Origin of the sequence: Cupriavidus sp. 2KB_3 (assembly GCF_052115685.1) — a bacterium.
Classification (GTDB): domain Bacteria; phylum Pseudomonadota; class Gammaproteobacteria; order Burkholderiales; family Burkholderiaceae; genus Cupriavidus; species Cupriavidus campinensis.
In genome coordinates, this window is sequence record NZ_JBFRHD010000012.1 from 21,628 (window position 1) to 47,546 (window position 25,919).

The 25,919-nt window shown below is 66.1% G+C and carries 23 protein-coding genes; 1 reads left to right on the forward strand and 22 read right to left on the reverse strand.

Annotated elements, in window-relative coordinates:
- Nucleotides 1–65 precede the first annotated feature (65 nt).
- From phoB to AB4120_RS14370, 10 genes are all read right to left on the reverse strand, one after another.
- The gene (phoB, locus tag AB4120_RS14325) at nt 66–773 is read right to left on the reverse strand and encodes a phosphate regulon transcriptional regulator PhoB (protein WP_130389766.1); all 708 of its coding nucleotides are present in this window, start codon (nt 771–773) and stop codon (nt 66–68) included.
- Between the two features lie 36 nt (nt 774–809).
- Complete coding sequence (gene phoU, locus AB4120_RS14330) at nt 810–1,514, reverse strand: phosphate signaling complex protein PhoU (protein ID WP_144201750.1); 705 nt, start codon at nt 1,512–1,514, stop codon at nt 810–812.
- A 35-nt stretch (nt 1,515–1,549) separates the two neighbouring features.
- Complete coding sequence (pstB, locus tag AB4120_RS14335) at nt 1,550–2,338, reverse strand: phosphate ABC transporter ATP-binding protein PstB (RefSeq protein WP_092289789.1); 789 nt, start codon at nt 2,336–2,338, stop codon at nt 1,550–1,552.
- A gap of 46 nt (nt 2,339–2,384) precedes the next feature.
- Nucleotides 2,385–3,287: a phosphate ABC transporter permease PstA gene (pstA, locus tag AB4120_RS14340; protein ID WP_144201751.1), complete on the reverse strand. Its 903-nt coding sequence runs from the start codon at nt 3,285–3,287 to the stop codon at nt 2,385–2,387.
- Entirely contained in the window at nt 3,284–4,249 is a 966-nt protein-coding gene (gene pstC / locus AB4120_RS14345; RefSeq protein ID WP_149135662.1) for a phosphate ABC transporter permease PstC, read from the reverse strand. Before pstC ends, pstA begins: the two co-directional genes overlap by 4 nt.
- 139 nt (nt 4,250–4,388) lie before the next feature.
- Complete coding sequence (gene pstS, locus AB4120_RS14350; protein WP_441642459.1) at nt 4,389–5,420, reverse strand: phosphate ABC transporter substrate-binding protein PstS; 1,032 nt, start codon at nt 5,418–5,420, stop codon at nt 4,389–4,391.
- Nucleotides 5,421–5,629: 209 nt separating this feature from the next.
- Complete coding sequence (glmM, locus tag AB4120_RS14355; protein WP_149135660.1) at nt 5,630–6,973, reverse strand: phosphoglucosamine mutase; 1,344 nt, start codon at nt 6,971–6,973, stop codon at nt 5,630–5,632.
- 5 nt (nt 6,974–6,978) lie between these two features.
- The gene (folP, locus tag AB4120_RS14360) at nt 6,979–7,857 is read right to left on the reverse strand and encodes a dihydropteroate synthase (RefSeq protein ID WP_149135659.1); all 879 of its coding nucleotides are present in this window, start codon (nt 7,855–7,857) and stop codon (nt 6,979–6,981) included.
- An 84-nt stretch (nt 7,858–7,941) separates the two neighbouring features.
- Nucleotides 7,942–9,825, reverse strand: a complete 1,884-nt coding sequence (ftsH, locus tag AB4120_RS14365) for an ATP-dependent zinc metalloprotease FtsH (protein WP_149135658.1) — start codon at nt 9,823–9,825, stop codon at nt 7,942–7,944.
- Between the two features lie 153 nt (nt 9,826–9,978).
- A complete protein-coding gene (locus tag AB4120_RS14370) occupies nt 9,979–10,644 on the reverse strand; it encodes an RlmE family RNA methyltransferase (protein WP_149137486.1) in 666 nt (221 codons plus the stop codon).
- 73 nt (nt 10,645–10,717) lie between these two features.
- Here AB4120_RS14370 and AB4120_RS14375 point away from each other — a divergent pair, with 73 nt between their 5' ends.
- A complete protein-coding gene (locus AB4120_RS14375; RefSeq protein WP_149135657.1) occupies nt 10,718–11,224 on the forward strand; it encodes a YhbY family RNA-binding protein in 507 nt (168 codons plus the stop codon).
- Nucleotides 11,225–11,280: 56 nt separating this feature from the next.
- On the opposite strand, the gene AB4120_RS14380 is transcribed toward AB4120_RS14375, so the two are convergent.
- The 12 genes from AB4120_RS14380 to AB4120_RS14435 all read right to left on the reverse strand — a co-directional run bounded on the left by AB4120_RS14380 (nt 11,281) and on the right by AB4120_RS14435 (nt 25,817).
- Nucleotides 11,281–11,784, reverse strand: coding sequence for a DUF4149 domain-containing protein (locus AB4120_RS14380; RefSeq protein WP_144201763.1), 504 nt, complete (start codon nt 11,782–11,784; stop codon nt 11,281–11,283).
- 13 nt (nt 11,785–11,797) lie between these two features.
- On the reverse strand, nt 11,798–12,274 hold the full coding sequence (greA, locus tag AB4120_RS14385; protein WP_144201765.1) for a transcription elongation factor GreA: 477 nt from the start codon (nt 12,272–12,274) through the stop codon (nt 11,798–11,800).
- 194 nt (nt 12,275–12,468) lie between these two features.
- Nucleotides 12,469–15,717: a carbamoyl-phosphate synthase large subunit gene (carB, locus tag AB4120_RS14390; RefSeq protein WP_149135656.1), complete on the reverse strand. Its 3,249-nt coding sequence runs from the start codon at nt 15,715–15,717 to the stop codon at nt 12,469–12,471.
- Between the two features lie 78 nt (nt 15,718–15,795).
- Nucleotides 15,796–16,473 carry a leucine efflux protein LeuE gene (gene leuE / locus AB4120_RS14395; protein WP_149135655.1) on the reverse strand — a complete coding sequence of 226 codons (678 nt, stop codon included), beginning with the start codon at nt 16,471–16,473 and terminating at the stop codon, nt 15,796–15,798.
- 37 nt (nt 16,474–16,510) lie between these two features.
- Nucleotides 16,511–17,647: a glutamine-hydrolyzing carbamoyl-phosphate synthase small subunit gene (carA, locus tag AB4120_RS14400; RefSeq protein ID WP_149135654.1), complete on the reverse strand. Its 1,137-nt coding sequence runs from the start codon at nt 17,645–17,647 to the stop codon at nt 16,511–16,513.
- A gap of 296 nt (nt 17,648–17,943) precedes the next feature.
- Entirely contained in the window at nt 17,944–18,366 is a 423-nt protein-coding gene (locus AB4120_RS14405) for a RidA family protein (RefSeq protein ID WP_149135653.1), read from the reverse strand.
- Between the two features lie 12 nt (nt 18,367–18,378).
- Nucleotides 18,379–18,804: an acyl-CoA thioesterase gene (locus AB4120_RS14410; RefSeq protein WP_149135652.1), complete on the reverse strand. Its 426-nt coding sequence runs from the start codon at nt 18,802–18,804 to the stop codon at nt 18,379–18,381.
- On the reverse strand, nt 18,801–20,501 hold the full coding sequence (locus tag AB4120_RS14415; RefSeq protein WP_149135651.1) for an AMP-binding protein: 1,701 nt from the start codon (nt 20,499–20,501) through the stop codon (nt 18,801–18,803). The genes AB4120_RS14410 and AB4120_RS14415 overlap by 4 nt, the downstream gene beginning before the upstream one ends.
- A 25-nt stretch (nt 20,502–20,526) precedes the next feature.
- Entirely contained in the window at nt 20,527–21,708 is a 1,182-nt protein-coding gene (locus AB4120_RS14420; RefSeq protein WP_149135650.1) for an acyl-CoA dehydrogenase family protein, read from the reverse strand.
- Between the two features lie 24 nt (nt 21,709–21,732).
- Nucleotides 21,733–22,584 carry an enoyl-CoA hydratase family protein gene (locus AB4120_RS14425; protein ID WP_149135649.1) on the reverse strand — a complete coding sequence of 284 codons (852 nt, stop codon included), beginning with the start codon at nt 22,582–22,584 and terminating at the stop codon, nt 21,733–21,735.
- A 40-nt stretch (nt 22,585–22,624) separates the two neighbouring features.
- Complete coding sequence (locus AB4120_RS14430) at nt 22,625–23,437, reverse strand: SDR family NAD(P)-dependent oxidoreductase (RefSeq protein WP_149135648.1); 813 nt, start codon at nt 23,435–23,437, stop codon at nt 22,625–22,627.
- A 1-nt stretch (nt 23,438) separates the two neighbouring features.
- Entirely contained in the window at nt 23,439–25,817 is a 2,379-nt protein-coding gene (locus AB4120_RS14435) for a bifunctional salicylyl-CoA 5-hydroxylase/oxidoreductase (protein ID WP_149135647.1), read from the reverse strand.
- Between the last annotated feature and the right edge of the window lie 102 nt (nt 25,818–25,919).

A 25,919-nucleotide genomic window follows, 5' to 3' on the forward strand; every position in this document is an offset into this window, starting at 1 on the left:
GTGCCGGCGCGGCCCCTCTTACTGCTGCTCCGCGCCGGACTTGCCAGGATCTGGCGATCGGCGGATCAGTGGCTCGGCGAGCGCGCCAGCCGATACCCGCTGCCGCGTACCGTCTCGATCATATTGCTGTACCCCCCGGGCGTCAGCGCGGCGCGCAGGCGCTTGATGTGTACGTCGACAGTCCGCTCTTCCACGAACACGTGGTCGCCCCAGACCTGATCAAGTAATTGTGATCGACTGTGCACACGTTCCGGGTGCGTCATCAGGAAATGCAGCAAACGGAACTCAGTCGGACCGAGGTCGAGCTTGATCGGGCCGGTGTCGTCCTGGCCGGTTACACGGTGCGTGGCCGGGTCCAGCCGCAGGCCGTTGATGGCCACCACGTCATCGGTCAGCTGCGGCGCACGGCGGCGCAGCACGGCCTTGATGCGGGCCAGCAGTTCCTTGGGCGAGAACGGCTTGGTCACGTAGTCATCCGCGCCAGCCTCGAGCCCCATCACCTTGTCCTGCTCCTCGCTGCGGGCGGTGAGCATGATGATGGGAATCTGCTTGGTGCGGTCGTTGGTACGCAACTCCTTGGCGAAGGTCGCGCCCGACTTGCCCGGAAGCATCCAGTCCAGCAGCACGAGGTCTGGCAGGACATCGCTCATCAGCGACAGCGCCTGTTCGGCGTTATACGCTCGGATTGGATAGTGCCCCGCGTGCTGCAGGTTGACGGCGATCAGTTCCGCAATCGCCGGTTCGTCTTCGACAACGAGAATACTGCTTGGCATGTATGTTTTCTCCGCTTCTCAGTCTTGCCGCCAGGGTCAGCTCAGCGCTTCGCGCTCCATATCCTCGCGCGAGGTATGACGCACGTCCGTCCCCTTGACGATATAGATGATGAATTCTGCAATATTCTTGGCATGATCGCCGATTCGTTCGATCGCCTTGGCGATGAACAGGAAGTCCAGCGCCACCGAAATCGAGCGCGGGTCTTCCATCATGTAGGTAATCAGCTTGCGCACGAAGGCGCGAAATTCATCGTCGATGGCCTTGTCGTCCTTGACGATGCGCGCGGCCGCCACGGTGTCCAGCCGGGCGAAGGCATCCAGCGCCTGGCGCAGCAGCGTGATGGCCATCTCCCCCGACAGCTTCACCTCGGAGTAGTTGATATTGTGCGCCGCTGCGTCTTCCATGATGTGCTTGGTGCGCTTGGCCACCTTCTCCGCCTCGTCGCCGGCGCGCTCGAGGTTGGTGATGGTCTTCGAGATCGCCATCACCAGGCGCAGGTCACGCGCGGTGGGCTGGCGGCGCGCGATGATGTTGTTGCAGTCCGCGTCGATTTCCACTTCCAGCGCGTTGAGCTGCTGCTCGCGGGCGATGACCTGGTCAGCCAGATCGGCGTCGAAGTCGGCCAGCGCGCGCATGGCGAGCTCGATCTGCGACTCGACCAGCCCGCCCATCTGCAGCAGCTTGGTGTTGATCGCGTTGAGGTCGGCGTCGAACTGGGTCGACAGGTGCTTGTCAGTCATGATGTTCTCCTGGCCGGGGCGTGGAAGGTCTGCGATCAGCCGAAGCGGCCGGTGATGTAATCCTCGGTTTCCTTGCGGTGCGGCTTGATGAAGATCTTCTCGGTCTCGCCGAACTCGATCAGCTCGCCCAGGTACATGTAGGCGGTGTAGTCCGAGCAGCGCGCGGCCTGCTGCATGTTGTGGGTGACGATGACCACCGTGTACTCGTCCTTGAGTTCGGCAATCAGTTCCTCGATGCGGCCGGTGGAGATCGGGTCCAGCGCCGAGCACGGTTCGTCAAGCAGCAGCACTTCCGGACGGATGGCGATGCCGCGCGCGATGCACAGGCGCTGCTGCTGGCCGCCCGAGAGGCCGTAGCCCGACTGGTGCAGCTTGTCCTTGGCCTCGTTCCACAGCGCAGCCTTCGAGAGCGCCCACTCCACGCGGTCGTCCATTTCGGAGCGCGAGAGCTTCTCGAACAGGCGCACGCCGAAGGCGATGTTGTCATAGATCGACATCGGGAACGGCGTGGGCTTCTGGAACACCATGCCCACCTTGGCGCGCAGCAGCGCGATGTCCTGCTTGCTGGCCAGCAGGTTCTCGCCGTCCATGTTGATTTCGCCCTCGGCCCGTTGCTCGGGGTACAGCGCGAACATCTTGTTGAAGGTGCGCAGCAGCGTGGACTTGCCGCAGCCGGACGGGCCGATGAACGCGGTCACCTTGCGGTCCGGGATGGACATGTTGATGTGCTTCAGCGCATGGAACTGACCGTAGTAGAAGTTCAGGTTCCGCACGTCGATCTTGGCGCGCACGGTGTCGGGAATGTCGATGACGGTAGAGGTCATGCTCGTGTCTCGCTGGAATTCGATGATCGGGGCACGTGGCGCCGGCTTATTTCTTGAACAGCATGCGCGCGACGATATTCAGCGCGAGCACACCGATGGTAATCAGGAACACACCGGCCCAGGCCAGTTGCTGCCATTCGGTGAACGGGCTCATCGCGAAGCGGAAGATCGTCACCGGCAGGTTGGCCATCGGCTTGTTCAGGTCGCTGGTCCAGAACTGGTTGGACAGCGCGGTGAACAGCAGCGGCGCGGTCTCGCCGGCGATACGGGCCACGGCCAGCAGCACGCCGGTGACGATGCCCGCATACGACGACTTGACCGTGATCGCCATCACCATCTTCCACTTCGGCGTGCCCAGGGCCACGGCGGCCTCGCGCAGCGCGTTCGGCACCAGGTTCAGCATGTTCTCGGTGGTGCGGACCACGATGGGAATCTGCAGCAGCGCCAGCGCACAGATGCCGGCCCAGCCCGAGAAGTGCCCCATGCGCGTCACCACCAGCGCATAGACGAACAGGCCGATCACGATGGACGGCGCCGACAGCAGGATGTCGTTGATAAAGCGGATCAGGCTGGCCAGCGGGGACTTCTGGCCATACTCGGCCAGGTAGATGCCGGCCAGGATGCCCAGCGGCGTGCCGAATAGCGTAGCCACGCCCACCATCACGAAGCTGCCGAAGATGGCGTTGGCCAGGCCGCCACCGGCGGTGTTGGGCGCCGGGGTCATCTGGGTGAACAGGTCGAGCGACAGGCCGCCCACGCCCAGCGAGATGGTGGTCCAGAGAATCCACGCGAGCCAGAACAGGCCGAAGAGCATGGCCGCGAGCGACGCGGTCAGCGCGTAGACATTCATGCGCCGGCGGGACGCCTGCAGCCGGGTGCGCACGGCGTCCGCATCGGGGCGAACGGCCGGGATCTGCGTGGCAGACACGGTTTGGCTGGCTTGGTTCATTTGCCCCCCTCATTCTTGGCAAGGCGCAGCAGCAGCACTTTGGACAGCGCCAGCACCACGAAGGTAATGAAGAACAGGATCAAGCCCAGTTCCATCAGCGCGGCCGTGTGCAGGCCGGCGCCGGCTTCGGCGAACTCGTTCGCCAGCGCCGAGGTGATGGAGTTGCCGGGCGAGAACAGCGAGACGTTGTCCAGCAGGTTGGTGTTGCCGATCACGAAGGTCACGGCCATGGTCTCGCCGAGCGCGCGGCCCAGGCCGAGCATCACGCCGCCAATCACGCCAGCCCGGGTGTACGGCAGCACCACGCGCCACATCACCTCCCAGGTGGTGCAGCCCACGCCGTACGCCGATTCCTTCAGCAGCACCGGGGTCACTTCGAACACGTCGCGCATCACCGAGGCGATGTACGGGATGATCATGATCGCCAGGATCACCCCGGCGCACAGCAGGCCGATCCCCAGCGGCGCACCCTGGAACAGCTTGCCGATCACGGGCACCTGGCCAATCGTATTGGCCAGCGGCCGCTGGAAGTACTCGCCGAAGATCGGCGAGAACACGAGCAGGCCCCACATGCCGTAGACGATGGAGGGCACGGCGGCAAGCAGCTCGATGGCAGTGCCGAGCGGCCGGCGCAGCCAGGCGGGCGACAGCTCGGTCAGGAACAGGGCGATGCCGAAGCTGACCGGCACGGCGATGATGAGCGCGATGATCGAGGTGACCAGCGTGCCGTAAATGGGGACCAGGGCGCCGTAGACGTCGGCGGGCGGATCCCATTCGGCGTTCCACAGGAACGCGATGCCGAATTTCTGGATCGAGGGCCAGGCGCTGAACGCCAGGGAGACGATGATGCCGCCCAGCAGCAGCAGCGTCACGATGGCGGCGCCGCGCGTCAGGCCGCCGAACAGGATGTCGCCCATGCGGCTGGGGGGCCGGACGGCGGGGAGATCGGGCGTAGTGGCCATGGTGGGATATGGAGTGCGTGGATGCAAGCGGCACGGCCCGCCTCGGTGACATACCTGGGCGGGCCGGCCAGCCCTGCGGATGACAGGGCACGCGATCCCGTGGATCCTCGCGCCCTGCCCGTGCCGTCAGTACAGCAGCTTAGTACAGCGCCTTGCCCGACGCGTCCTTGACGCTGGTCTTCCAGGTCGTGCGGATCTGGTTCACGACCGATTCCGGCAGCGGCACGTAGTCCAGGTCAGCCGCCATGTTGGCGCCGCTCTTGTAGGCCCAGTCGAAGAACTTCAGCACTTCGGTGCCTTGCGCGGCCTTTTCCTGGTTCTTGTGCACCAGGATGAACGTGGCGCCAGCGATCGGCCAGGCGGTCTTGCCTTGCTGGTTGGTCAGGATCTGGTAGTACGTCTTGCTCCAGTCCGCACCGGCGGCGGCGGCCTTGAAGGCGTCGTCGCCCGGCTGCACCACTTCACCCGAGGCATTCTTCATGTTCAGGTGGGTCATCTTGTTCTGCTTGGCGTACGCATATTCCACGTAGCCGATGGCACCGTTCAGGCGCTGCACGAAGGCGGCCACGCCTTCGTTACCCTTGCCGCCCGTGCCGCCGCCCGGCCAGTTGACCGTGGTGCCTTCGCCCACCGAGTTCTTCCAGTCGGGGCTGACCTTCGACAGGTAGTTCGTGAAGATGAACGTGGTGCCCGAGCCATCGGCGCGACGCACCGGCAGGATGTCCTGGCTCGGCAGCTGGACCTTCGGGTTCAGGGCCTTGATCGCGGGATCGTCCCACTTCTTGATCTTGCCCAGGTAGATGTTGGCGAGCACTTCACCGGTGATGGTGAGGTCGCCCGGCTTCACGCCTTGCAGGTTGATCACCGGCACCACGCCGCCGATCACGGTCGGGAACTGCACCAGGCCTTGCTTGGCCAGTTCCTCGTCCTTCAGCGGGGCGTCCGATGCACCGAAATCGACCGTCTTGGCGCCAATCTGCTTGATGCCGCCCGACGAACCGATGGATTGATAGTTGACCTTGTTACCCGTAGCTTTTTGGTAGGCGTCTGCCCATTTGGAATACACGGGCGCCGGGAACGAAGCGCCTGCACCGGTAATTTCCGCCGCGAACGCAGTACCCACCACTACCATCGAAACGATGCCTGCCACGGCAGTCTTGACCAGCTTCATATGTCCTCCAGAGAACATGGTTGGGAATGACAAATTTTTGACATCCGAACTTTATGCTTTCTGTATGACAGATCCGTGACAACACGAGATGTTCTTAAATGGGCGCTTGTGACCGATGAACAACCCACCAAAAGTGGATAACCAGGCACAAAAAAAGACGCCAGCATCACGCTGGCGTCTTTTTTAAGTCAGGGAGGGGTCAGGTCAGGTCAGGCGCGCAGCGAGTCAGCCAGCGCCTGGGCGGCGCGTTCGGAGGTTTCGACCTGCTCGGCCTCCACCATCACACGGACCACCGGCTCGGTGCCCGAGGCCCGGATCAGCACCCGGCCGCGGCCTTCCAGTTCCGGCTCAACCTTGGCGCGCATCGCCTCCAGACCGGCATGGGTCTGCCAGTCGAAGCCTTTCTCCACACGAACGTTGATCAGCGTCTGCGGGAACAGCTTCACGCCTTCCAGCAGCTGGGCCAATGTCTTGCCGCTGCGGCGCAGCGCAGCCAGCACCTGGAGTGCCGACACGATGCCATCGCCCGTCGTGTGACGATCCAGACACAAAAGATGGCCGGAGCCCTCGCCGCCGAGCGTCCACTTGCGCTTGTTGAGTTCTTCCAGCACGTAGCGGTCGCCCACCTTCGCGCGGACGAATTCGACGCCGAGACGCTTGAGCGCCAACTCGACGGCCATGTTGGTCATCAGCGTACCCACTGCGCCATCTACCCGCTGGCCGGCGGCCTGGCGGTCACGCACGATCAGGTACAGCAATTCGTCACCGTTGTAGAGCCGGCCGTCGGCATCCACCACCTGGAGGCGGTCGGCATCGCCGTCGAAGGCCAGGCCCAGGTGCGCGCCGTGCGCCTTGACAGACTCGATCAGCTTCTCGGGCGCCGTTGCGCCGTAGCCGGCGTTGATGTTGCGGCCGTCCGGCTGGTTACCGATGGAAATCACCTCGGCACCGAGTTCATGGAAAACGTGCGGGGCGATGTGGTACGCCGCGCCGTGGGCGCAGTCCACCACAAGCTTGAGCCCGTGCAGGTCCTGCTCATACGGGAACGTGCTCTTGCAGAATTCGATGTAGCGGCCAGCCGCATCCTCGATGCGGCGCGCGCGGCCGAGGTCGTCCGAACGCACACAGGCCATCGGCTCCTCGAGCTGGGCTTCGATCTTCTGCTCCACCTCGTCCGGCAGCTTGTCGCCCGTCGACGAGAAGAACTTGATGCCGTTGTCATAGTACGGATTGTGGCTCGCGGAAATGACCACGCCCGCCGCCAGGCGCAGCGCGCGGGTCAGGTAGGCCACGCCCGGCGTGGGCAGCGGGCCGGTCAGCAGCACGTGCACGCCGGCAGCCGTGAAGCCGGCTTCCAGTGCAGCTTCGAGCATATAGCCCGAGATCCGCGTGTCCTTGCCGATCAGCACGGTCGGCCGGCCCTGGCTGGTCTTCTGGCCCAGCGCCAGCACCTTGCCGGCGGCATAGCCCAGTCGCATCACGAAATCCGGCGTGATCGGCGCTTCACCTACCCGACCCCGCACGCCATCTGTCCCGAAATACTTGCGCGTCATCTGTTTCATTCTCCCGATTGCCCTGTACCGGCAACTGATTCATGGCGAATCGCCCACCAGGTCTTGATGGCGTCCACCGTCTGTTCCACGTCGTGCACCCGCACGATAAATGCGCCCCGCTCCGCCGCGCACACGGCCGCCGCCAGGCTGGCCGCCACGCGCTGCTGCGGCGGCCTGCCGCCGAGAATGGCGCCAAGCGTCGACTTGCGCGAGAGCCCGGCCAGGATCGGCAGGCCGTCCACGGCCAGCCGCGGCATTTGGCCGAGCAGACGGAGATTATGATCCGGCGTCTTGCCAAATCCAAACCCCGGGTCGAGCGAAATACGCGCGCCGTCCACGCCCGCCGCACGCAGGGTTGACACCCGTTCGCGCAGGAATTCCTCCACCTCGGCCACTACGTCGGTGTACTGCGGGTCTTCCTGCATGGTCTGCGGATCACGCTGCATGTGCATCACGCACAGGCCCGCCTGCCCCGCCGCCGCACCGGACACGGCTTCCACCGCGCCCGGCATGCGGAAGCCCCAGATATCGTTGATCAGATCCGCTCCGCCCGCCAGTGCCGCACGCATGACTTCGGGCTTGTAGGTGTCGATCGACAACGGTTTGCCACACGCCGCCAGGGCCTCGACGATCGGCATCACGCGGGCCAGCTCCTGGTCCAGCGGCAGCGCCGCCGAACCCGGGCGGCTGGATTCCCCGCCAATGTCGATGATGTCCACGCCTTCGGCGATCATCTGCTCCGCGTGGCGCAGGGCCGCGTCGCGGCCCGCATGCTGGCCGCCGTCGGAGAACGAATCGGGCGTGACGTTGAGGATGCCCATCACCAGCGGGCGGCGGTTGCGGGCGAAGCGGTAGCGCCCGCACTGGAAGAACTCGGTCGACAAGATCTGGTGTCCTGGAATGGAAAAAGCCGGTGCGCAGGGCACCGGCTTCTGAACTGCCCGCCTGCAAAGGCAGGGCAATCGCGATCAGGCCGTGGCAGGCGCGTTGGTCGGCGCCACCGGTGAACCGCCCGAAGGCGTGTTGCCACCACCGTTCTGGCCCGACACGTTACGCGGCGGACGCGGCGGCTTGCCAGCCATGATGTCGTTCACCTGATCGGCGTCGATCGTTTCCCACTCCATCAGGGCGCTGGTCATCGCCTCGACCTTGTCGCGGTGATCTTCAAGCAGGCGCTTGGCCAGCGCGTACTGCTCGTCGATGATGCGACGGATCTCGCCGTCAACCTTCTGCTGGGTGGCCTCGGACACGGTCTTCGACGAGAGCTTGCCGAACATGCCGTCCTGCTCCGTATCGACATACACCATGGCGCCGAGCGAATCGCTCATGCCGAAACGGGTCACCATATCGCGGGCGATCTTGGTGGCGCGCTCGAAGTCGTTGGACGCCCCCGTGCTCATGGCATTGAGGAAGACCTCCTCCGCCGCACGGCCGCCGAAGAGAATCGCGATCTCGTCGAGCATGTTGTCCTTGTACTTCGAATACTTGTCATGCTCCGGCAGCTGCCAGGTCACGCCCAATGCCCAGCCGCGCGGCATGATCGTAACCTTGTGCACCGGATCGGCCTTCGGCAGCAGCTTGGCCACCACCGCGTGGCCGGACTCGTGGTAAGCCGTGGCCTTGCGCTCTTCCTCGCGCATGACCGTCGACTTGCGCTCCGGGCCCATGAAGATCTTGTCCTTGGCGTCCTCGAAGTCCTGCATGTCCACCACGCGCTTGTTGCGGCGGGCGGCGAACAGCGCGGCCTCGTTGACCAGGTTGGCCAGGTCGGCACCCGAGAAGCCCGGGGTACCGCGACCGATCACCGATGCGTCCACGTCGTTGCCGATCGGCACCTTGCGCATATGCACCTTCAGGATCTGCTCGCGGCCGCGGATGTCCGGCAGGCCCACGTAGACCTGGCGGTCGAAACGGCCCGGACGCAGCAGCGCCTTGTCCAGCACGTCGGCGCGGTTGGTCGCGGCGATCACGATGACGCCCGAGTTGGCCTCGAAGCCATCCATCTCGACCAGCATCTGGTTCAGCGTCTGCTCGCGCTCGTCGTTGCCGCCGCCCATGCCGGCGCCGCGATGGCGACCGACCGCGTCGATTTCATCGATGAACACGATGCAAGGCGCCTGCTTCTTGGCGTTCTCGAACATGTCGCGCACACGGGCCGCGCCCACGCCGACGAACATTTCAACGAAGTCCGAACCGGAAATGCTGAAGAACGGCACCTTGGCTTCGCCGGCGATGGCACGCGCCAGCAGCGTCTTGCCGGTACCCGGAGGGCCCACCAGCAGCACGCCGCGCGGAATGCGCCCGCCCAGCTTCTGGAATTTCTGCGGATCCTTGAGGAAGTCGACCAGTTCGACCACTTCCTCCTTGGCCTCGTCGCAGCCCGCGACGTCCGAGAACGTGACGGCATTCTGGTTTTCGTCGATCAGGCGCGCACGGGACTTGCCGAAGGAGAAGGCACCGCCTTTCCCGCCGCCCTGCATCTGCCGCATCATGTAGAACCAGAAGACGATGATCAGCAAGGTCGGTCCGAGGTAGTACAGGGCCTGGACCAGCACGTTCGGCTCGTCGTCGGCCTTGCCGGTTACCTGGACGCCATACTTCATCAGGTCGCCGACCATCCAGATGTCGCCCGGCGAAATGATCGTGTACTTGGCGCCCTCTTTGGGCGAGACCACGAGATTACGGCCCTGCACGTCGACGCGGCTCACCTTGCCGTTCTTGGCGTCATCCATGAACTGCGAATAGGTGACACCGTCCTGGGCGCGTGGTTTGTCGAACTGCTTGAAGACGGTGAACAATACCAGCGCGATCACGAGCCAGATTGCCGCCTTTTGAAACAGGTTGTTATTCAAGGCCGAACTCCTTTGCAATTGCCTTGCCAACGGGATAGCTGCATTGCATTGTAATGCAGCCCCCGCCCCCGCAGGGAATCTCTGAATCTATGGTCCCGATAGTGCCCGAGGCGCCCCATGCCGGCAAGCCGCCCGGGGTGTCCGGCGCACGTTTCAGTCCACCGACTTCAGGTAACGCCCAAGAATAAAGGTTTCTGAAGACTTGTCGCGCGACGCCTTGGGCTTGCGCTTGGCGACTACCTTGAATTGGCGCTTGAATTTCTCCACGATCTGGCTATATCCGCTGCCGTGGAAGCACTTTACCAGCAACGATCCCTCGGGTTTCAGGTGCGCCTGGGCGAATTCGAGGGCCAGATCGCACAAATATTCGATCCGGGCCGAATCGGCCGAAGCCACACCGGACAAATTGGGGGCCATGTCCGAGATAACAAGGTCGATCCGGGTGCCGCCGGAAGCGGCCAGGACCACCTCTTCGAATTCCCGGAATACCGCCTCCTCGCGGAAGTCACCCTGGATAAAAGTGACGTCGGCGACAGGTTCCATCGGCAGCAGGTCGATGGCGATCACCGCCCCGTCGATCTTGCCGTCCTTGGCGCGCGGCGATGCCGCCAGCCGGTTGCGGGCGTACTGGCTCCAGCTGCCCGGCGCTGCGCCCAGGTCAACGATGACGTGACCCGGCTGGATCAGCTTGTCCTGCTCGTCGATCTCCTTGAGCTTGTAGGCCGCACGGGCGCGATAGCCTTCGCGCTGGGCCATTTTCACGTAGGGATCGTTGATGTGGTCGTGCAACCACGCGTGATTAAACTTGTTCTTTGCCATTTTTTGCTGATCTTTACCGCCTGCCGGCGCCATTTTGGCGGATAATACGCGCCATTCCGCTTTGCGCCCTGACATGCCCGCACTAGAACTGATACCTGCCCAACGCTCCTCCCTCCGCGCCCGCGCCCACGGCTTGAACCCCGTGGTCATGGTTGGTGCGGAAGGCCTGACCCGCGCGGTCCTGGCCGAGATCGACCGGAGCCTGGCGGCTCACGATCTGATCAAGATCCGTGTATTCGGCGACGAGCGCGACACGCGCATCGCCATTTATGAAGCCATCTGCGACGAACTCGACGCCGCGCCCATCCAGCATATCGGCAAGCTGCTCGTGATCTGGCGTCCGGGTCCGGCCCGCCTGGAAGAGAACCGGCCCGAGGAACTGGGTCGCATGGCCCCGCGCCGTCCGACCACTGGCGCCGCGCCGCGCACCGTGACGGTCCGCAAGCCCAGCGCCGCGCCGAACCGCCGGCCTACCCGCAAGGAAGTGACCGTACTCGGCAACGAGCGCGTGACCCAGGGCGGCAACGTCAAGCGCCTGCGCGCCCGCCCCAGCAGCCAGAAGAAGAAGGCGCTGGGCTGATCCGCCCTGCCCTGCCTGTTCTGGCCTGAAGAACGCCCGCTCGCGCGGGCGTTTTTTTATTCCCCGGCCGAACGCGGCGCCGCAGCGCGCCACACCAGCACCAGCGCCAGGATGCTCTGCACGAGGTAGATGACGCTCGACACGCCGTGCAGCATGCCGAACTGGCCCTTGAACGGCGATTCGGAGACGCCCAGGTTCAGCGCCTGCGCGCGGACCTTGAGCCCTTCCATGAACGGCTGCACGCCGAAGTAGCCAGCCAGCACGCAAACCAGCATGGCCAGCACGATCCAGCGCAGCGTGCGATAGCGCTGGGCGCCACGGCGGATCATCACATTGCACAAGACCAGTTGCAGCACGCCTACCGTGATGCCGAGGATCGCCTCGGTCCGGAACAGGTGGCCGGCAATCATGCCCGCCATCTCGCGGCTCGGCAGCACCGAAAACAGCGTCGGCGCCACCATGTAGCCTACTGTCCACAAACTGCCTGCCCAGACGACGGTCAGCAGCAGGAAAATCCGGTGTGGCAGCGGCGGCAGGTTCGAATATGAGGAGGAGAACACGTGTGGGCGCCCGTCAGACGTAGCGGACGGTGATCACTTCGTATTCGCGCTCGCCACCCGGGGCCAGCACGACGGCCACGTCGCCTTCGAACTTGCCGATCAGCGCCCGGGCGATGGGCGAGCTGACCGAAATCTTGCCGCTGTCGAGGTCGGCTTCGTCGTCGCCGACGATCTGGTAGCTCACGGCCTTGCCCGATCCCAGGTCTTCCAGGTCCACAGTGGCGCCAAAGACGATGCGGCCGTCCGTGTCGAGCTGGGTCGGATCGATGACCTGGGCAGCCGACAGCTTCGACTCCACTTCCAGGATGCGGCCTTCGATAAAGGCCTGCTTTTCCTTGGCGGCGTCGTACTCGGCGTTTTCCGACAGATCGCCCTGCGCGCGGGCTTCGGAGATCGCCGTGATCACCGCGGGACGTTCGACGGCCTTGAGGCGCTGCAGTTCTTCCTTCAGGAGTTCGGCGCCACGCTTGGTAATCGGAATGGTGCTCATATCTCGTTCAACAAAAAAATGAGCCGCAGCGGAGCTGGAGCCATGCGCCCGGCAAGGTTGCTGGAGGCACTTCCGCTCGACCGCGGCTTTCGGATAGGACCGAACGGCCCTAAGGCCGTTCAATCGACGAATTCGACGTAGTGTAGGCCAGAAAGCCCGCCGGTATCAACCCGGCGGGTCTGGCAGCGCAGCAATCAGGCCAGTTGCTTGTGCAGGCTCTGCAGGTCGTAGACCTCCAGGCTTTGCATGTGCTTCAGGCCCTCCACTGCGGCGCGGGCGCCGGCAATGGTGGTGTAGTAAGGCACCCGGCCAGCCAGCGCGGCGATGCGGATCGAACGCGAATCGGCGATAGCCGTGCGCGTCTCGTCCACCGTGGTGAACACCAGCGCCAGTTCGCCGTTCTTGATCATGTCCACGATGTGCGGACGGCCGTCCTTGACCTTGTTGACCACGCGCACCGGGATGCCCGCCGCCTCGATGGCCGACGCCGTACCGCGCGTGGCGACGATCGGGTAGCCCATGTCGTGCAGCATGCGGGCCACGCCTACCGCGCGCGGCTTGTCGCTGTCCTTGACGGTGATCAGCACGGTGCCCTTCTCCGGCAGGCGCGAACCGGCAGCCAGCTGGCTCTTGAACAGTGCCTCGCCGAACACCTTGCCCACGCCCATCACTTCACCGGTGGAGCGCATCTCGGGTCCAAGCACCGGGTCCACGCCCGGGAACTTGTTGAACGGGAACACGGCTTCCTTGACGCTGAAGTACGGCGGCACCACCTCTTCGCCAATGCCCTGCGAGTCCAGCGACTGGCCGGCCATGCAGCGCGCGGCGATCTTCGCCAGCGACAGGCCGGTAGCCTTCGACACATACGGCACGGTCCGCGAGGCGCGCGGGTTCACTTCCAGCACGTACACGGTGTCTTCGCCGTTGTTCTGCTGGATCGCGAACTGCACGTTCATCAGGCCGATCACGTTCAGTGCCTTGGCCATGGCGGCGGTCTGGCGCTTCAGCTCGTCCACGGTGGCTTGCGAGAGCGAGTACGGCGGCAGCGAGCAAGCCGAGTCGCCCGAGTGCACGCCAGCCTGCTCGATGTGCTCCATCACGCCGCCGATGAACACGCGCTGGCCGTCGCACAGCGCGTCCACGTCGCATTCGATCGCGTCGTTCAGGAAGCGGTCCAGCAGCACCGGGGAGTCGTGCGACACCTTCACGGCCTCGCGCATGTAGCGCTCGAGGTCGCGCGGCTCGTGCACGATTTCCATCGCGCGGCCACCCAGCACGTACGACGGGCGCACCACCAGCGGGTAGCCGATTTCCTCGGCCAGGCGCAGCGCCTCGTCCTCGGCCCGCGCGGTGCGGTTCGGCGGCTGGCGCAGGCCCAGCTCCTGCAGCAGCTTCTGGAAGCGCTCGCGGTCTTCCGCGGCGTCGATCATGTCCGGGCTGGTGCCGATGATGGGCACGCCGTTGGCTTCCAGGTCCAGCGCCAGCTTCAGCGGGGTCTGGCCGCCGTACTGGACGATCACGCCGACCGGCTTTTCCTTGTCGACGATTTCCAGCACGTCTTCCAGCGTCAGCGGCTCGAAGTACAGGCGGTCCGAGGTGTCATAGTCGGTCGACACGGTTTCCGGGTTGCAGTTGACCATGATGGTCTCGTACCCGTCTTCGCGCAGCGCCAGCGCGGCGTGCACGCAGCAATAGTCGAACTCGATGCCCTGGCCGATCCGGTTCGGGCCACCGCCCAGCACCATGATCTTCTTGTTGGCGGTCGGCTCGGCCTCGCACTCGCCGTGTTCGGCTTCGTACGTGCCGTACATGTAGGCGGTGTTGGTGGCGAACTCGGCCGCGCAGGTGTCCACGCGCTTGTAGACCGGACGCACGTTCTGGGCGATCCGCGCCTCGCGCACCGACTTGGCGTCGGTCTTGAGCAGCTTCGCCAGGCGGCGGTCCGAGAAACCCTTCTGCTTGAGCAGGCGCAGTTCGGCCGTCGAGAGGCTGGCCAGCGTGCGGTTGCGCACGATGGACTCGGTCTTCACGATGTCTTCGATCTGGGCCAGGAACCACGGGTCGATGGCGGTCTCGGCATGCACTTCCTCGAGCGACATGCCCAGGCGGAACGCATCGCCCACGTACCAGATGCGGTCCGGGCCGGCCTCGCCGATCTCTTCCACCACCTCGTCGCGGTCGGTCGACTTCTCGTCCAGGCCGTCCACGCCCACTTCCAGGCCGCGCAGCGCCTTCTGGAACGATTCCTGGAAGGTACGGCCCATCGCCATCACCTCGCCCACGGACTTCATCTGCGTGGTCAGGTGGCTGTCGGCCTGCGGGAACTTCTCGAAGGCGAAACGCGGCACCTTGGTGACCACGTAGTCGATCGACGGCTCGAACGATGCCGGGGTCTGGCCGCCGGTAATCTCGTTCTTCAGCTCGTCCAGCGTGTAGCCCACGGCCAGCTTGGCCGCCACCTTGGCGATCGGGAAACCGGTGGCCTTCGAGGCCAATGCCGACGAACGCGACACGCGCGGGTTCATCTCGATCACGATCATGCGGCCATCGGCCGGGTTGATCGAGAACTGCACGTTCGAGCCACCCGTATCCACGCCAATCTCGCGCAGCACGGCCAGCGAGGCGTTACGCAGGATCTGGTATTCCTTGTCGGTCAGCGTCTGCGCCGGGGCCACGGTGATCGAGTCGCCGGTGTGGATGCCCATCGGGTCCAGGTTCTCGATCGAGCAGATGATGATGCAGTTGTCCGCCTTGTCGCGGACCACTTCCATCTCGTATTCCTTCCAGCCCAGCAGCGATTCCTCGATCAGCAGCTCGCGCGTCGGCGACAGGTCCAGGCCGCGCTTGCAGATTTCCTCGAATTCCTCGCGGTTGTAGGCAATGCCGCCGCCTGAGCCGCCCAGCGTGAACGACGGGCGGATCACGATCGGGTAGCCCGCCGTACCGGTATCCGCGGCGATGCGCGACTGCACGGCCACGGCCTCGTCCATCGAGTGCGCGATACCAGACTTTGCCGAACCGAGACCGATCTTGGTCATCGCATCCTTGAACTTCTGGCGGTCCTCGGCCTTGTCGATGGCTTCCGGCGACGCGCCGATCAGCTCCACCTTGTACTTGTCCAGCACGCCATGGCGATGCAGGTCCAGCGCGCAGTTCAGCGCGGTCTGGCCGCCCATGGTCGGCAGGATCGCATCGGGACGCTCGCGCTCGATGATGCGCTCGACCACTTCCCAGGTGATGGGCTCGATGTAGGTCACGTCGGCCGTATTCGGGTCCGTCATGATGGTCGCCGGGTTCGAATTGACCAGGATGACCTTGTAGCCCTCTTCGCGCAGGGCCTTGCAGGCCTGGGCGCCGGAGTAGTCGAATTCGCACGCCTGCCCGATGATGATGGGGCCCGCGCCGATGATGAGGATGCTCTTGATGTCTGTGCGTTTTGGCATTGCACGCTCTCTTTGGTGGCCGGTGCGCGAAGGTGTCGCGCGCCGCGCCGGATATTCAGGTTATTGCGACTCGCCGGATCAGTTCAGCGTGGCCGTTGCCAGCTTCGCGCCGAAGCCGATGAACATGGCCCCCACGCCGCTTGCCATGCCTGCCGACAGCCTGCGGCGCCGGCGGAACGCTTCGGCAAGCCGCGCGCCCACAAGGATGATGGTGGTCAGGTAGGCAAAGCTGCAGATCTGGCAGACCAGCCCCAGCGCCACGAACGACAGCACCGGGCGCGCGAACTGCGGGTCCACGAACTGGATAAAGAACGAGATGAAGAACAGGATGGCTTTCGGGTTCAGCAGGCTGATGACGAGCGCCTTGCGGAACGGGTCCGTGGTGCGCTCGACCGGCAGTGCCGTCGCCGCCGGCTGCCCGGGCTCGCCCCGCTGCGACCAGCTGCGCAGCGCGCCGCGCAGCATCTGGAAGCCGATCCAGGCCAGATAGGCCGCACCGATGTACTTGACCACGTAGAACAGCGCCGGGCTGGCCTTGAGCAGCGACGCCACCCCTGCAGCCGACAGCACCATCAGGATCAGGTCGCCCAGGAACACGCCGCACGCCCCCCGGTAGCCGGCGCGCACGCCACGCTGGGCGGCCACCGACAGCACGTACATCGAGTTCGGCCCCGGCAGCAGCACGATGAAGATCGTGCCGAGCACAAAGGTCCAGAAATCGGTAATGCCCAGGCTGGCGTGCATGAACGCGTTCATGGTTTCTCGCTGTGTCCTTGTTCTCGTTCGCGGCGGCTTACTGCTTCGCGTCCTTCATCAGCTTGATGAAGCGGTCGAACAGGTAAGCCACGTCATGCGGGCCGGGCGAGGCTTCCGGGTGACCCTGGAAGCAGAACGCCGGCTTGTCCGTCAGCGTGAAGCCCTGCAGCGAGCCGTCGAACAGCGACGTGTGCGTGACGCGCACGTTGGCCGGCAGCGTGGCTGCATCCACGGCGAAACCGTGATTTTGCGACGTAATCACCACACGACCATCGTCCATGTCCTTGACCGGATGGTTCGCGCCATGGTGGCCGAACTTCATCTTGAGGGTCTTGGCGCCCACGGCCAGAGCCATGATCTGGTGACCCAGGCAGATGCCGAAGGTGGGGATGCCGCGTGCGATGAACTCGCGCGTGGCGGCCACGGCGTAATCGCACGGCTCGGGGTCGCCGGGGCCGTTGGACAGGAAGATGCCGTCCGGATTCAGCGCCAGGGCGTCGGCGGCGCTGGCCTGGGCCGGCAGCACCGTGACCTTGCAGCCGCGCTCGGCCAGCATGCGCAGGATGTTGAACTTGACGCCGTAGTCATAGGCCACCACGTGGAACTGCGGCTTGTCCAGCTTGCCGTAGCCCTCGCCGAGCTTCCACTCGTTCTGGGTCCATTCGTACGGTTCCTTGACCGACACCACCTTGGCCAGGTCCATGCCGGCCAGACCGGGGAACGAGCGGGCCAGGTCGATAGCCTTCTGGACGTTGTCCTCGCCAGCCAGGATGCAGCCGTTCTGGGCACCCTTCTCGCGCAGGATACGGGTCAGCTTGCGGGTATCGATGCCGGCGATGGCCACCACCTTTTCCTGCTTGAGGTAGTGGGCGAGTGTGTGCTCCTTGCGGAAGCTCGAGGCCAGAATCGGCAGATCCTTGATGATCAGGCCGGCGGCATGGACTTTCGTGGCTTCGACGTCCTCACGATTCACCCCGACATTGCCGATATGCGGATACGTCAGCGTGACGATCTGCCGGGAATAGCTCGGGTCGGTGAGGATTTCCTGGTAACCGGTGATAGCGGTGTTGAACACCACTTCGCCGATGGTATGGCCGGAAGCGCCGATGGAATAGCCACGAAAGACCGTGCCGTCTGCAAGCGCGAGAATGGCGGACGGAAAAGACGGTAACACGGGTAGGCTCCTGCTGGACTCACCCCGTGACCGACCTGCTCAACGCCTCGTGCCCCGGGGCGGCGCCTCGCGCGCAATGGGCGAGGGACCGGCCGGCTGCGTCTCATTCGTCACTTTATGCAGTGCACGAACGGCGCGCGCGGATGGGGCGGCGGAAGGTGGAATACGGTAGGCGCTAGGGTGAAGGGTTCTGAAAGCGAAACTTTCGAATTATATCCCGCCGCGCCCAATTTCTCAAGTTTTCAAGGACTTGCGATGGCAAGTCCCGCCGTGATCGGTTATATACAGCGCGGCCGCTATTCGGCCACCCCGTCCGCCGGTACCACCGCCGTGACCTCGATCTCCACCTTGGCGCGCGGCTCCACAAGGTCCGCCACCTCCACCGCCGTCATCGCCGGGAAGTGCCGGCCGATAATGTCCCGATAGTGCTGGCCGATGGCCTTGTAGGCGCCCACGTAGGCGGCTTTGTCCTTCACGTACCAGGTCATGCGCGCGATGTGCTCGGGGCGTGCCCCGCCCGCCGCCAGCACCGCCACGATATTGCGCAGCGTCTGCGCCACCTGGAGCGCGAAGTCGTCGGTCTCGAACTCGCACTGGGCATTCCAGCCGATCTGGCCGCCGACGAAGATCAGACGGCTGCCCACCGTCATCTCGGCAAGGATGCCGTTGGCGTAGCCCCGGGGCGGTGCCCAGTCGGGCGGTTGCAGTGTTTTCAGCATATGGCGATCCGGTTATGCGTGGGAATGAAGGAAGCGCGCCATCGCGGTGCGTACCCGGTCGGGTAGCGGCGTGGGCGCCATGGTTCGGGTATCGACACAGACGAGCCGCTGCGCCACCGTCAGGCGGGTGTCGCCGTCCGGCCCGGCGAAGCGGGTGTCGATGGCGAAGCTGGTGCGGCCGATGTGCGTCACGCGCAACTCGCGCGTCAGCAACTCGCCCAGCCGGCTCGGCGCGGTGAAGCGGCATTGCAGTTCGGCGGTCGGCACGCCGGCGTGGCCGGCGAGGTGCATGGCGTCGAACGGCCAGTCGAGCCCATCGGCAAACCAGTCCTCGATCAAATCGTTCAGCATCTCGAAGTAGCGCGGATAGAACACGATGCCGGCCGTGTCGCAGTGCTTGAAGCGCACCCGCACCGTATTGCGGAATACCTCGCTCATGGCTGGCTGCCCTCCGCCCCGGCGGCCAGCTGGCGCAGCCGGAACCGTTGCAGCTTGCCCGTCTCGGTACGCGGCAGCGCGGCCACAAACTCGATCCGGCGTGGGTATTTATAAGGCGCGATCTCGCGCTTCACGTAGTCCTGCAGCGCGGCGCGCGTGGCGTCGCCCGGCTCCACGCCGGGCCGCAGCACCACATAGGCCATCACCACCTGCCCGCGCTCGGGGTCCGGCGCGCCCACCACGCCGCACTCGGCCACGGCCTCGTGGCGCATCAGCGTGCCTTCCACCTCGGGGCCGGCGATGTTGTAGCCGGCCGAGATGATCATGTCGTCCGAGCGCGCCTGATAGAAGTAGTAGCCGTCGGCGTCGGCCATGAAGGTATCGCCCGGCAGGTTCCAGCCATCCCGCACGTAGTGGGTCTGGCGCGGGTCGTCCAGGTAGCGGCAGCCCGTGGGCCCGCGCACGGCCAGCTTGCCGACCGTACCCGGCGGCACCGGCTGCATGGCTTCATCGACGATGCGGGCCTCGTAGCCCGGCACCACGCGGCCCACCGCGCCGGGGCGCACGTCGGCGCCGGCGCTGGAGATGAAGATGTGCATCATTTCGGTGCCGCCCAGCCCATCGGTCATCTCGATGCCGGTGGCCGCCTTCCACGCCTGGCGCGTGGCGTCCGGCAGCGCCTCGCCGGCGGAGACGCTCTTCCTCAGGCTGGAGAGGTCGAACTGCGGCGCCAGCGTGGCCATCTGGCGATAGAAGGTCGGCGCTGTGAAGACGATGGTCGCGCGGTGATCCTGGATCAGCTTCAGCAGCGTCTCGGGCGTGAGCTTCTCGGCCAGCGCCGTGCTCGCCCCGATCCGCAGCGGAAAGCACAGCATCCCGCCCAGCCCGAAGGTGAACGCCAGCGGCGGCGTGCCGCAGAAGATGTCGTCCGCCGTGGGCTTGAGCACGTGGCGCGGGAACAGGTCGCACATCGCCAGCACGTCGCGGTGGAAGTGCATCGTGCCCTTGGGCTGGCCGGTAGTGCCGCTGGTGAAGGCGATCAGGCAGGTGTCGTCAGCGGCCGTGTCGCAGGCAGTGAAGGCGTCGGACTTGCCGGCCAGCGCCGTCTCCAGCGCGTCGGGGCCGGTGCCATTGAAGTAGCGCACCGTCTTGAGGCTGGGGCAGAAGTGCTCGCCGCCGGCCAGCCGGTTGGCGTCGAGTTCGGCCTGGAGCCGGGCGTCGCAAAGCGCCGCGCTCACCTGCGCCTTGTCGATGACCTGCTTCAGCTCCTTCGCGCGCAGCAGCGGCATGGTCGGCACGGCAATCAGCCCGGCCTTCAGCGTGGCCAGCCAGCAGGCCGCCATCATCAGGTTGTTCGGCCCGCGCAGCAGCACGCGGTTGCCGGGCACCAGCGCCATGTCTTCCACCAGCACATGGGCGATGCGGCTGACCAGCGCGGCCAGTTCGGCATAGGTCACGGTCTCGATGCGGCCGTCGCGCTCGTGCCGAATGGCCACGCGGGCGCCCTGCCCGGCCGCCACGTGGTGGTCCACCAGCGCCTCGGCGGCGTTGAGCCGCGCCGGATAGGTGGTATCCGCGTTGAAGCGGAACGCGGGCCATTGCGCCGGCGGCGGCAGGCGGTCGCGGGCGAAGGTGTCAACCACGGTATCGCGCGTGGAAGTCGTGGAAGTGGAAGCGGCAGGGGCGGGGGCGGCCATGCTTGTCTCTCCTGTTTTCGTCGATTTACGACCGGCTGCGCTCGGCCGCGGCCAGCGTCTCGCGCGCGATGATCAGCTTCTGCACCTCGGTGGCGCCTTCATAGATCCGCAGCGAACGGATCTCGCGATACAGGCTTTCCACGCGCGTGCCGACCTTCACCCCGAGCCCGCCAAACATCTGCACGGCACGGTCGATGACCTGCTGGGCGTTCTCGGTGGCCACCATCTTGGCCATCGCCGCTTCCCGGGTGGTGCGCACGCCCCGCACGTCGCGCAGCCACGCGGCGCGGTAGGTGAGCAGCGCGGCGGCGTCCACTGCCGTAGCCATGTCGCCGATGGCGGCCTGGGTCAGTTGCAGGTCCGCCAGCACGCCGCCGAACATCGGGCGGCTGGTGGCGCGCGCCAGCGCATCGTCCAGCGCGGCCCGGCCGAAGCCCAGCGCGGCCGCCGCCACCGAGGCGCGGAAGATGTCGAGCGTCATCATCGCCACCTTGAAGCCCTGCCCCGGCTCGCCCAGCCGCTGGCCCACGGGCACGCGGCAGTTGTCGAATTGCAGCGTGGCCAGCGGGTGCGGGGCGATCACGTCGATCCGCTCGGCAATGCGCAGGCCCGGCGTGTCGGCATCCACCACGAAGGCGGTGATGCCGCGCGCGCCCGGCGCCTCGCCGGTGCGGGCGAACACGCAGTAGAAATCGGCGATGCCGCCGTTCGAAATCCACGTCTTGCTACCATTCAGCACGTAGTGGCTGCCGTCCTCGGCCAGCCGCGCGCTGCATTGCATTGCCGCCACGTCTGAGCCAGCCTCGGGCTCGGACAGCGCGAACGCGGCGATGGCCTCCCCGCGCGCCACGCGCGGCAGGTAATGGGCGCGCACGGCGTCGCTGCCGGCCAGCGTGATCGCGCCCGAGCCCAGCCCCTGCATGGCGAAGGCGAAGTCGGCCAGCCCATCGTGGCGGGCCAGCGTTTCGCGCAGCAGGCACAGCGCGCGCGAGTCCAGCGCCGGCAGCGCGCCGCCGTGGGCCGCTGGCACGCAGTAGCGCAGCCAGCCGGCGTCGCCCAGCTGCCGCACCAGCGCGCGGCAGGCGGCGTCCGCATCGGCGTGATCGACGTGGGCCAGCGCGGTGCGGCACCACGCGTCCAAGTCGCGCTCCAGCGCCCGGTGCGCATCGTCGAAAAACGGCAGGTCGAGGTAGGTCTTGTCGCTCATGGATGCTCCTGGCCTCAATCCGCCTCAATCGCCCTCGAACACCGGCTTCTGCTTCGCCACGAAGGCGTCGTAGGCGCGGCGGAAGTCCCGGGTCTGCATGCAGATGGCCTGCGCCTCGGCCTCGGCCTCGATCGCCTCGTCCAGCCCCATGTTCCATTCCTGATGCAGCAGCTTCTTGGTCACGCCATGCGCGAAGGTCGGCCCCGCCGCGATCTGGGCGGCCAGCGCCTGGGCGGCGGCCAGCACGGCGTCCGGCGCGTGCAGCGCATTGAAGAAGCCCCATTGCTGGCCTTCCTCGGCGCTCATCGCGCGGCCCGTGTAGAGCAGCTCGCTCGCCCGGCCCTGCCCGATCACGCGCGGCAGCAGCGAACACGCGCCCATGTCCGCGCCGGCCAGCCCCACGCGCACGAACAGGAAGGCCGTCTTGGCCTGCGGGGTGCCGAGCCGCATGTCTGAAGCCAGCGCCATCATCGCCCCGGCCCCGGCACAGATGCCGTCGATGGCGCTGATCACCGGCTGCGGGCAGGCGCGCATCGCCTTGACCAGATCGCCGGTCATGCGGGTGAAATCGAGCAGCTCGGGCATGCTCATCTTCGTGAGCGGGCCGATGATCTCGTGCACATCGCCGCCCGAGCAGAAATTGCCGCCCGCGCCGGTCACCACCACGGTCTTGATGTCGGTGGCGTAGCAGAGGCCGCGGAACAGGTCGCGCAGCTCAGCATAGGAATCGAAGGTCAGCGGGTTCTTGCGCTCGGGCCGGTTCAGCGTGATGGTGGCCACCTTGCCGTCACCAGATACCGACCACAGGAAGTGCCGGGGCTGGTAATCGGCAAACCGGCGCTTGTGGTGATGCATGTGCAGTGCAATCTCGCTCATGGGTTGTCTCTCTCGCTTTCGCTTTCGAATTTGTTCGATGTCAGCCGGCCATGACCTCGCCGCCGGCCACGGGCACGGCCTGCCCCGTGATGGCGGAGGCCGACGGGCGGCACAGCCACGCCACGGCATCGGCCACCTCGTCCGGCTGCACCAGCCGGCGCTGCGGGTTGCGCGCGGCCAGTTCGGCCCGCGCCTCGGCTTCCGTGCGGCCGGTCTTGCCGACGATATTGGCTACCGCGTCGCGCACGATGTCGGTTTCGGTGTAGCCCGGGCAGACCGCGTTGACGGTGATGCCCTTGGCGGCCAGCTCCAGCGCCAGCGCCCGCGTCAGGCCGATCACGCCGTGCTTGGCCGCGCAGTAGGCGCTGACATAGCCGTAGCCGATCAGCCCCGCCGTGCTCGCCACGTTGACGATGCGCCCCCAGCCCGCGTCCAGCATCGCCGGCAGCGCGGCCTGCGTACACAGGAAGGTGCCGGTCAGGTTGACGTCGAGCATGCGCTGCCACAGCGCGAGGTCGGTCTTGCCGAACGGCGCGCTGTGGGCCTGCCCGGCGTTGTTGACCAACACGGTGATGGCGCCGCGCGCCGCAGTGGCGGCGGCAAAGGCCGCTTCCACGCTGGCGGGATCGGCAATGTCGGCGCACACAGCGCCCACCGAGGCATCGCCGAGCCGGTGCGCCTGCAGCGCGGTGACGGTGGCGTCGAGCGTGGCGGCATCGCGGCCCAGCAGCGTCACGCTGGCGCCTTCGCCCAGCAGCTGGCGGGCGATGGCGGCGCCGATGCCGCGCCCGCCGCCGGTGACGAGGGCATGCCTGCCGCTCAGGGACGAGGATGGGGATGGGGATGGCGTCATGTCACTTCCCCGGCGGCACACCGGCCGTAGCCGCCGCACGCTCCAGATTGGTTTCGAGCTGGCGCTTGCCGGCCACATACTGCTTCGGCCAGGTCACGTCGCGGAAGCCGAGCCGCGCGGCCTCGTGCAGCGTCCAGGCCGGGTCGGCCAGATGCGGGCGGGCAATCGCGCACAGGTCCGCGCGGCCCGCCGCGACAATGCTGTCCACATGGTCGGCCTCGAAGATGGCGCCGACGGCAATCGTCGGGATGCCGGCCTCGTTGCGGATGCGGTCCGCGAACGGCGTCTGGTACATCCGGCCATAAACCGGCGCCTGGTCGGGGCTGACCTGCCCGGACGAGCAGTCGATCATGTCCGCGCCGGCCGCCTTGAACGCGCGCGCGATGGCCACCGCGTCGTCGGCGGTGATGCCGCCCTCCACCCAGTCGTGCGCGGAAATCCGCACCGACATCGGCCGCTCCGCCGGCCAGACCGCGCGCACGGCGGCAAACACCTCGAGCGGGAAGCGCAGCCGGTTCGCCAGCGTGCCGCCATAGGCATCGGTGCGCAGGTTGGTCAGCGGCGAGATGAAGCTGGAGAGCAGGTAGCCGTGGGCGCAGTGCAGCTCCAGCCAGTCGAAGCCCGCTTCCGCCGCGCGGCGGGCGTTGGCCACGAAGTCATCGCGCACCTGCGCCATGTCGGCGGGGGTCATCTCGCGCGGCATCTGCGAGATGCCGGGCAGGTAGGGCAGCGGCGACGCCGAGATCAGCGGCCAGTTGCCCTCGGCCAGCGGGTAGTCCATCTTCTCCCAGCCCAGTTGGGTCGAGCCCTTGCGGCCCGCATGGCCCAGCTGGATGGCGATCTTCGCGTCGCTGTTGGCGTGCACGAAATCGACGATCCGGCGCCACGCATCGCGCTGCGTGTCGTTCCACAGGCCGGGGCATCCCGGCGTGATCCGCGCGTCCGGCGACACGCAGGTCATCTCGGCCACGACCATGCCCGCCCCGCCCAGCGCCCGTGCGCCCAGGTGCACGAGGTGGAAGTCGCCCGGCACGCCATCGACCGACGAATACATCGCCATCGGGCTGACCACCACGCGGTTCTTGAGCGTGACGCCGCGCACGCGGTACGGCGTGAACATCGGCGGCAGGCCGTGTTGGGGATCGGCGGCGCGCAGTTGCAGCGTCTCGGGCACCACGCCGGCCTGGGCGGCCAGCCATTGTTCGAAGTCCGCCACGTAGCCGGCATCGCGCACGCGCAGGTTTTCGTGGGAGATGCGCTGCGAGCGGGTGAGCAGCGAGTAGGCGAATTGCTCCGGCGCGAGGCTGTCCGCGTAGCGCTCCACGTTCTCGAACCATTCCGTGGAGTTGCGCGCGGCGTTCTGGATCTTGAGCACTTCCACACTGCGGGTGGCCTCATAGTGCGTCAACGCCTCGGGCAGGCCGTCGATGCCGCCGTGCGCGCGCCCGATGGCGTTGGCGAGGTCGATGGCATCCTCCAGCGCCAACTTGGTCCCGGACCCTATCGAAAAATGTGCCGTATGCGCTGCATCGCCCATCAGCACAACCGGCACCCGGCGCCCATCGTCCAGCGTGTTCCAGTGGACCCAGCGGTGGCAGATCACGCGCGGGAAACGAATCCAGATGGCCGAGCCACGCAGATGGGTGGCGTTGCTGATGAGCTTGTGACCGTCCAGATGGCGCGCAAACAGGCGCTCGCAGAAGGCCACGCCCTCCTCCTGGCTCATCTGCTCGATGCCGGCGGCGCGCCAGACGCGCTCGGGGGCCTCGACGATGAACGTGGACGTGGTGTCGTCAAAGCGGTACGCATGGGCCTGGAACCAGCCGTGCTCGGTCTTCTCGAACGCGAACGTGAACGCATCGAACAGCTTGTGCGTACCGAGCCAGACGAAGCGGCACTGGCGGGTGTCGATATCCGGCGCGAAGGTCTCGGCGTAGCGCGTGCGGATGCGGCTGTTGATGCCATCGCACGCAATCACCAGGTCGGCGCCGCGCTGGCGCGCCAGCGCCTGGTCATCGGCCACATCGGTCTCGAACACGAGCTGCACGCCCAGCGCCTCGCAGCGCGCCTGGAGGATGTTCAGCAGCCGCTTGCGGCCGATGCCGATAAAGCCATGGCCGCCCGAGCGGATGGTGCGGCCGCCGATATGGATGTCGATGTCGTCCCAGTGGTTGAACGCGGCGTCGATCTCGCGCGCGCTCTCGGGGTCGGCCTGGCGCAGGTTTTCCAGCGTGGCGTCGGAGAACACCACGCCCCAGCCGAACGTGTCGTACGGCCGGTTGCGCTCCACCACCACCACCTCGTTGGCGGGGTCCTGCAGCTTCATCAGCAGCCCGAAATACAGGCCCGATGGGCCACCGCCTATGCAAAGCACGCGCATCGCTCGCCTCACTACATCATGGTTAAATATTTGATGCTTAAAATATTAGGCCGCATGGGAAGTCGTGGCAAGCGAAATCTGCACGGCCGAGGAATGCCCCCG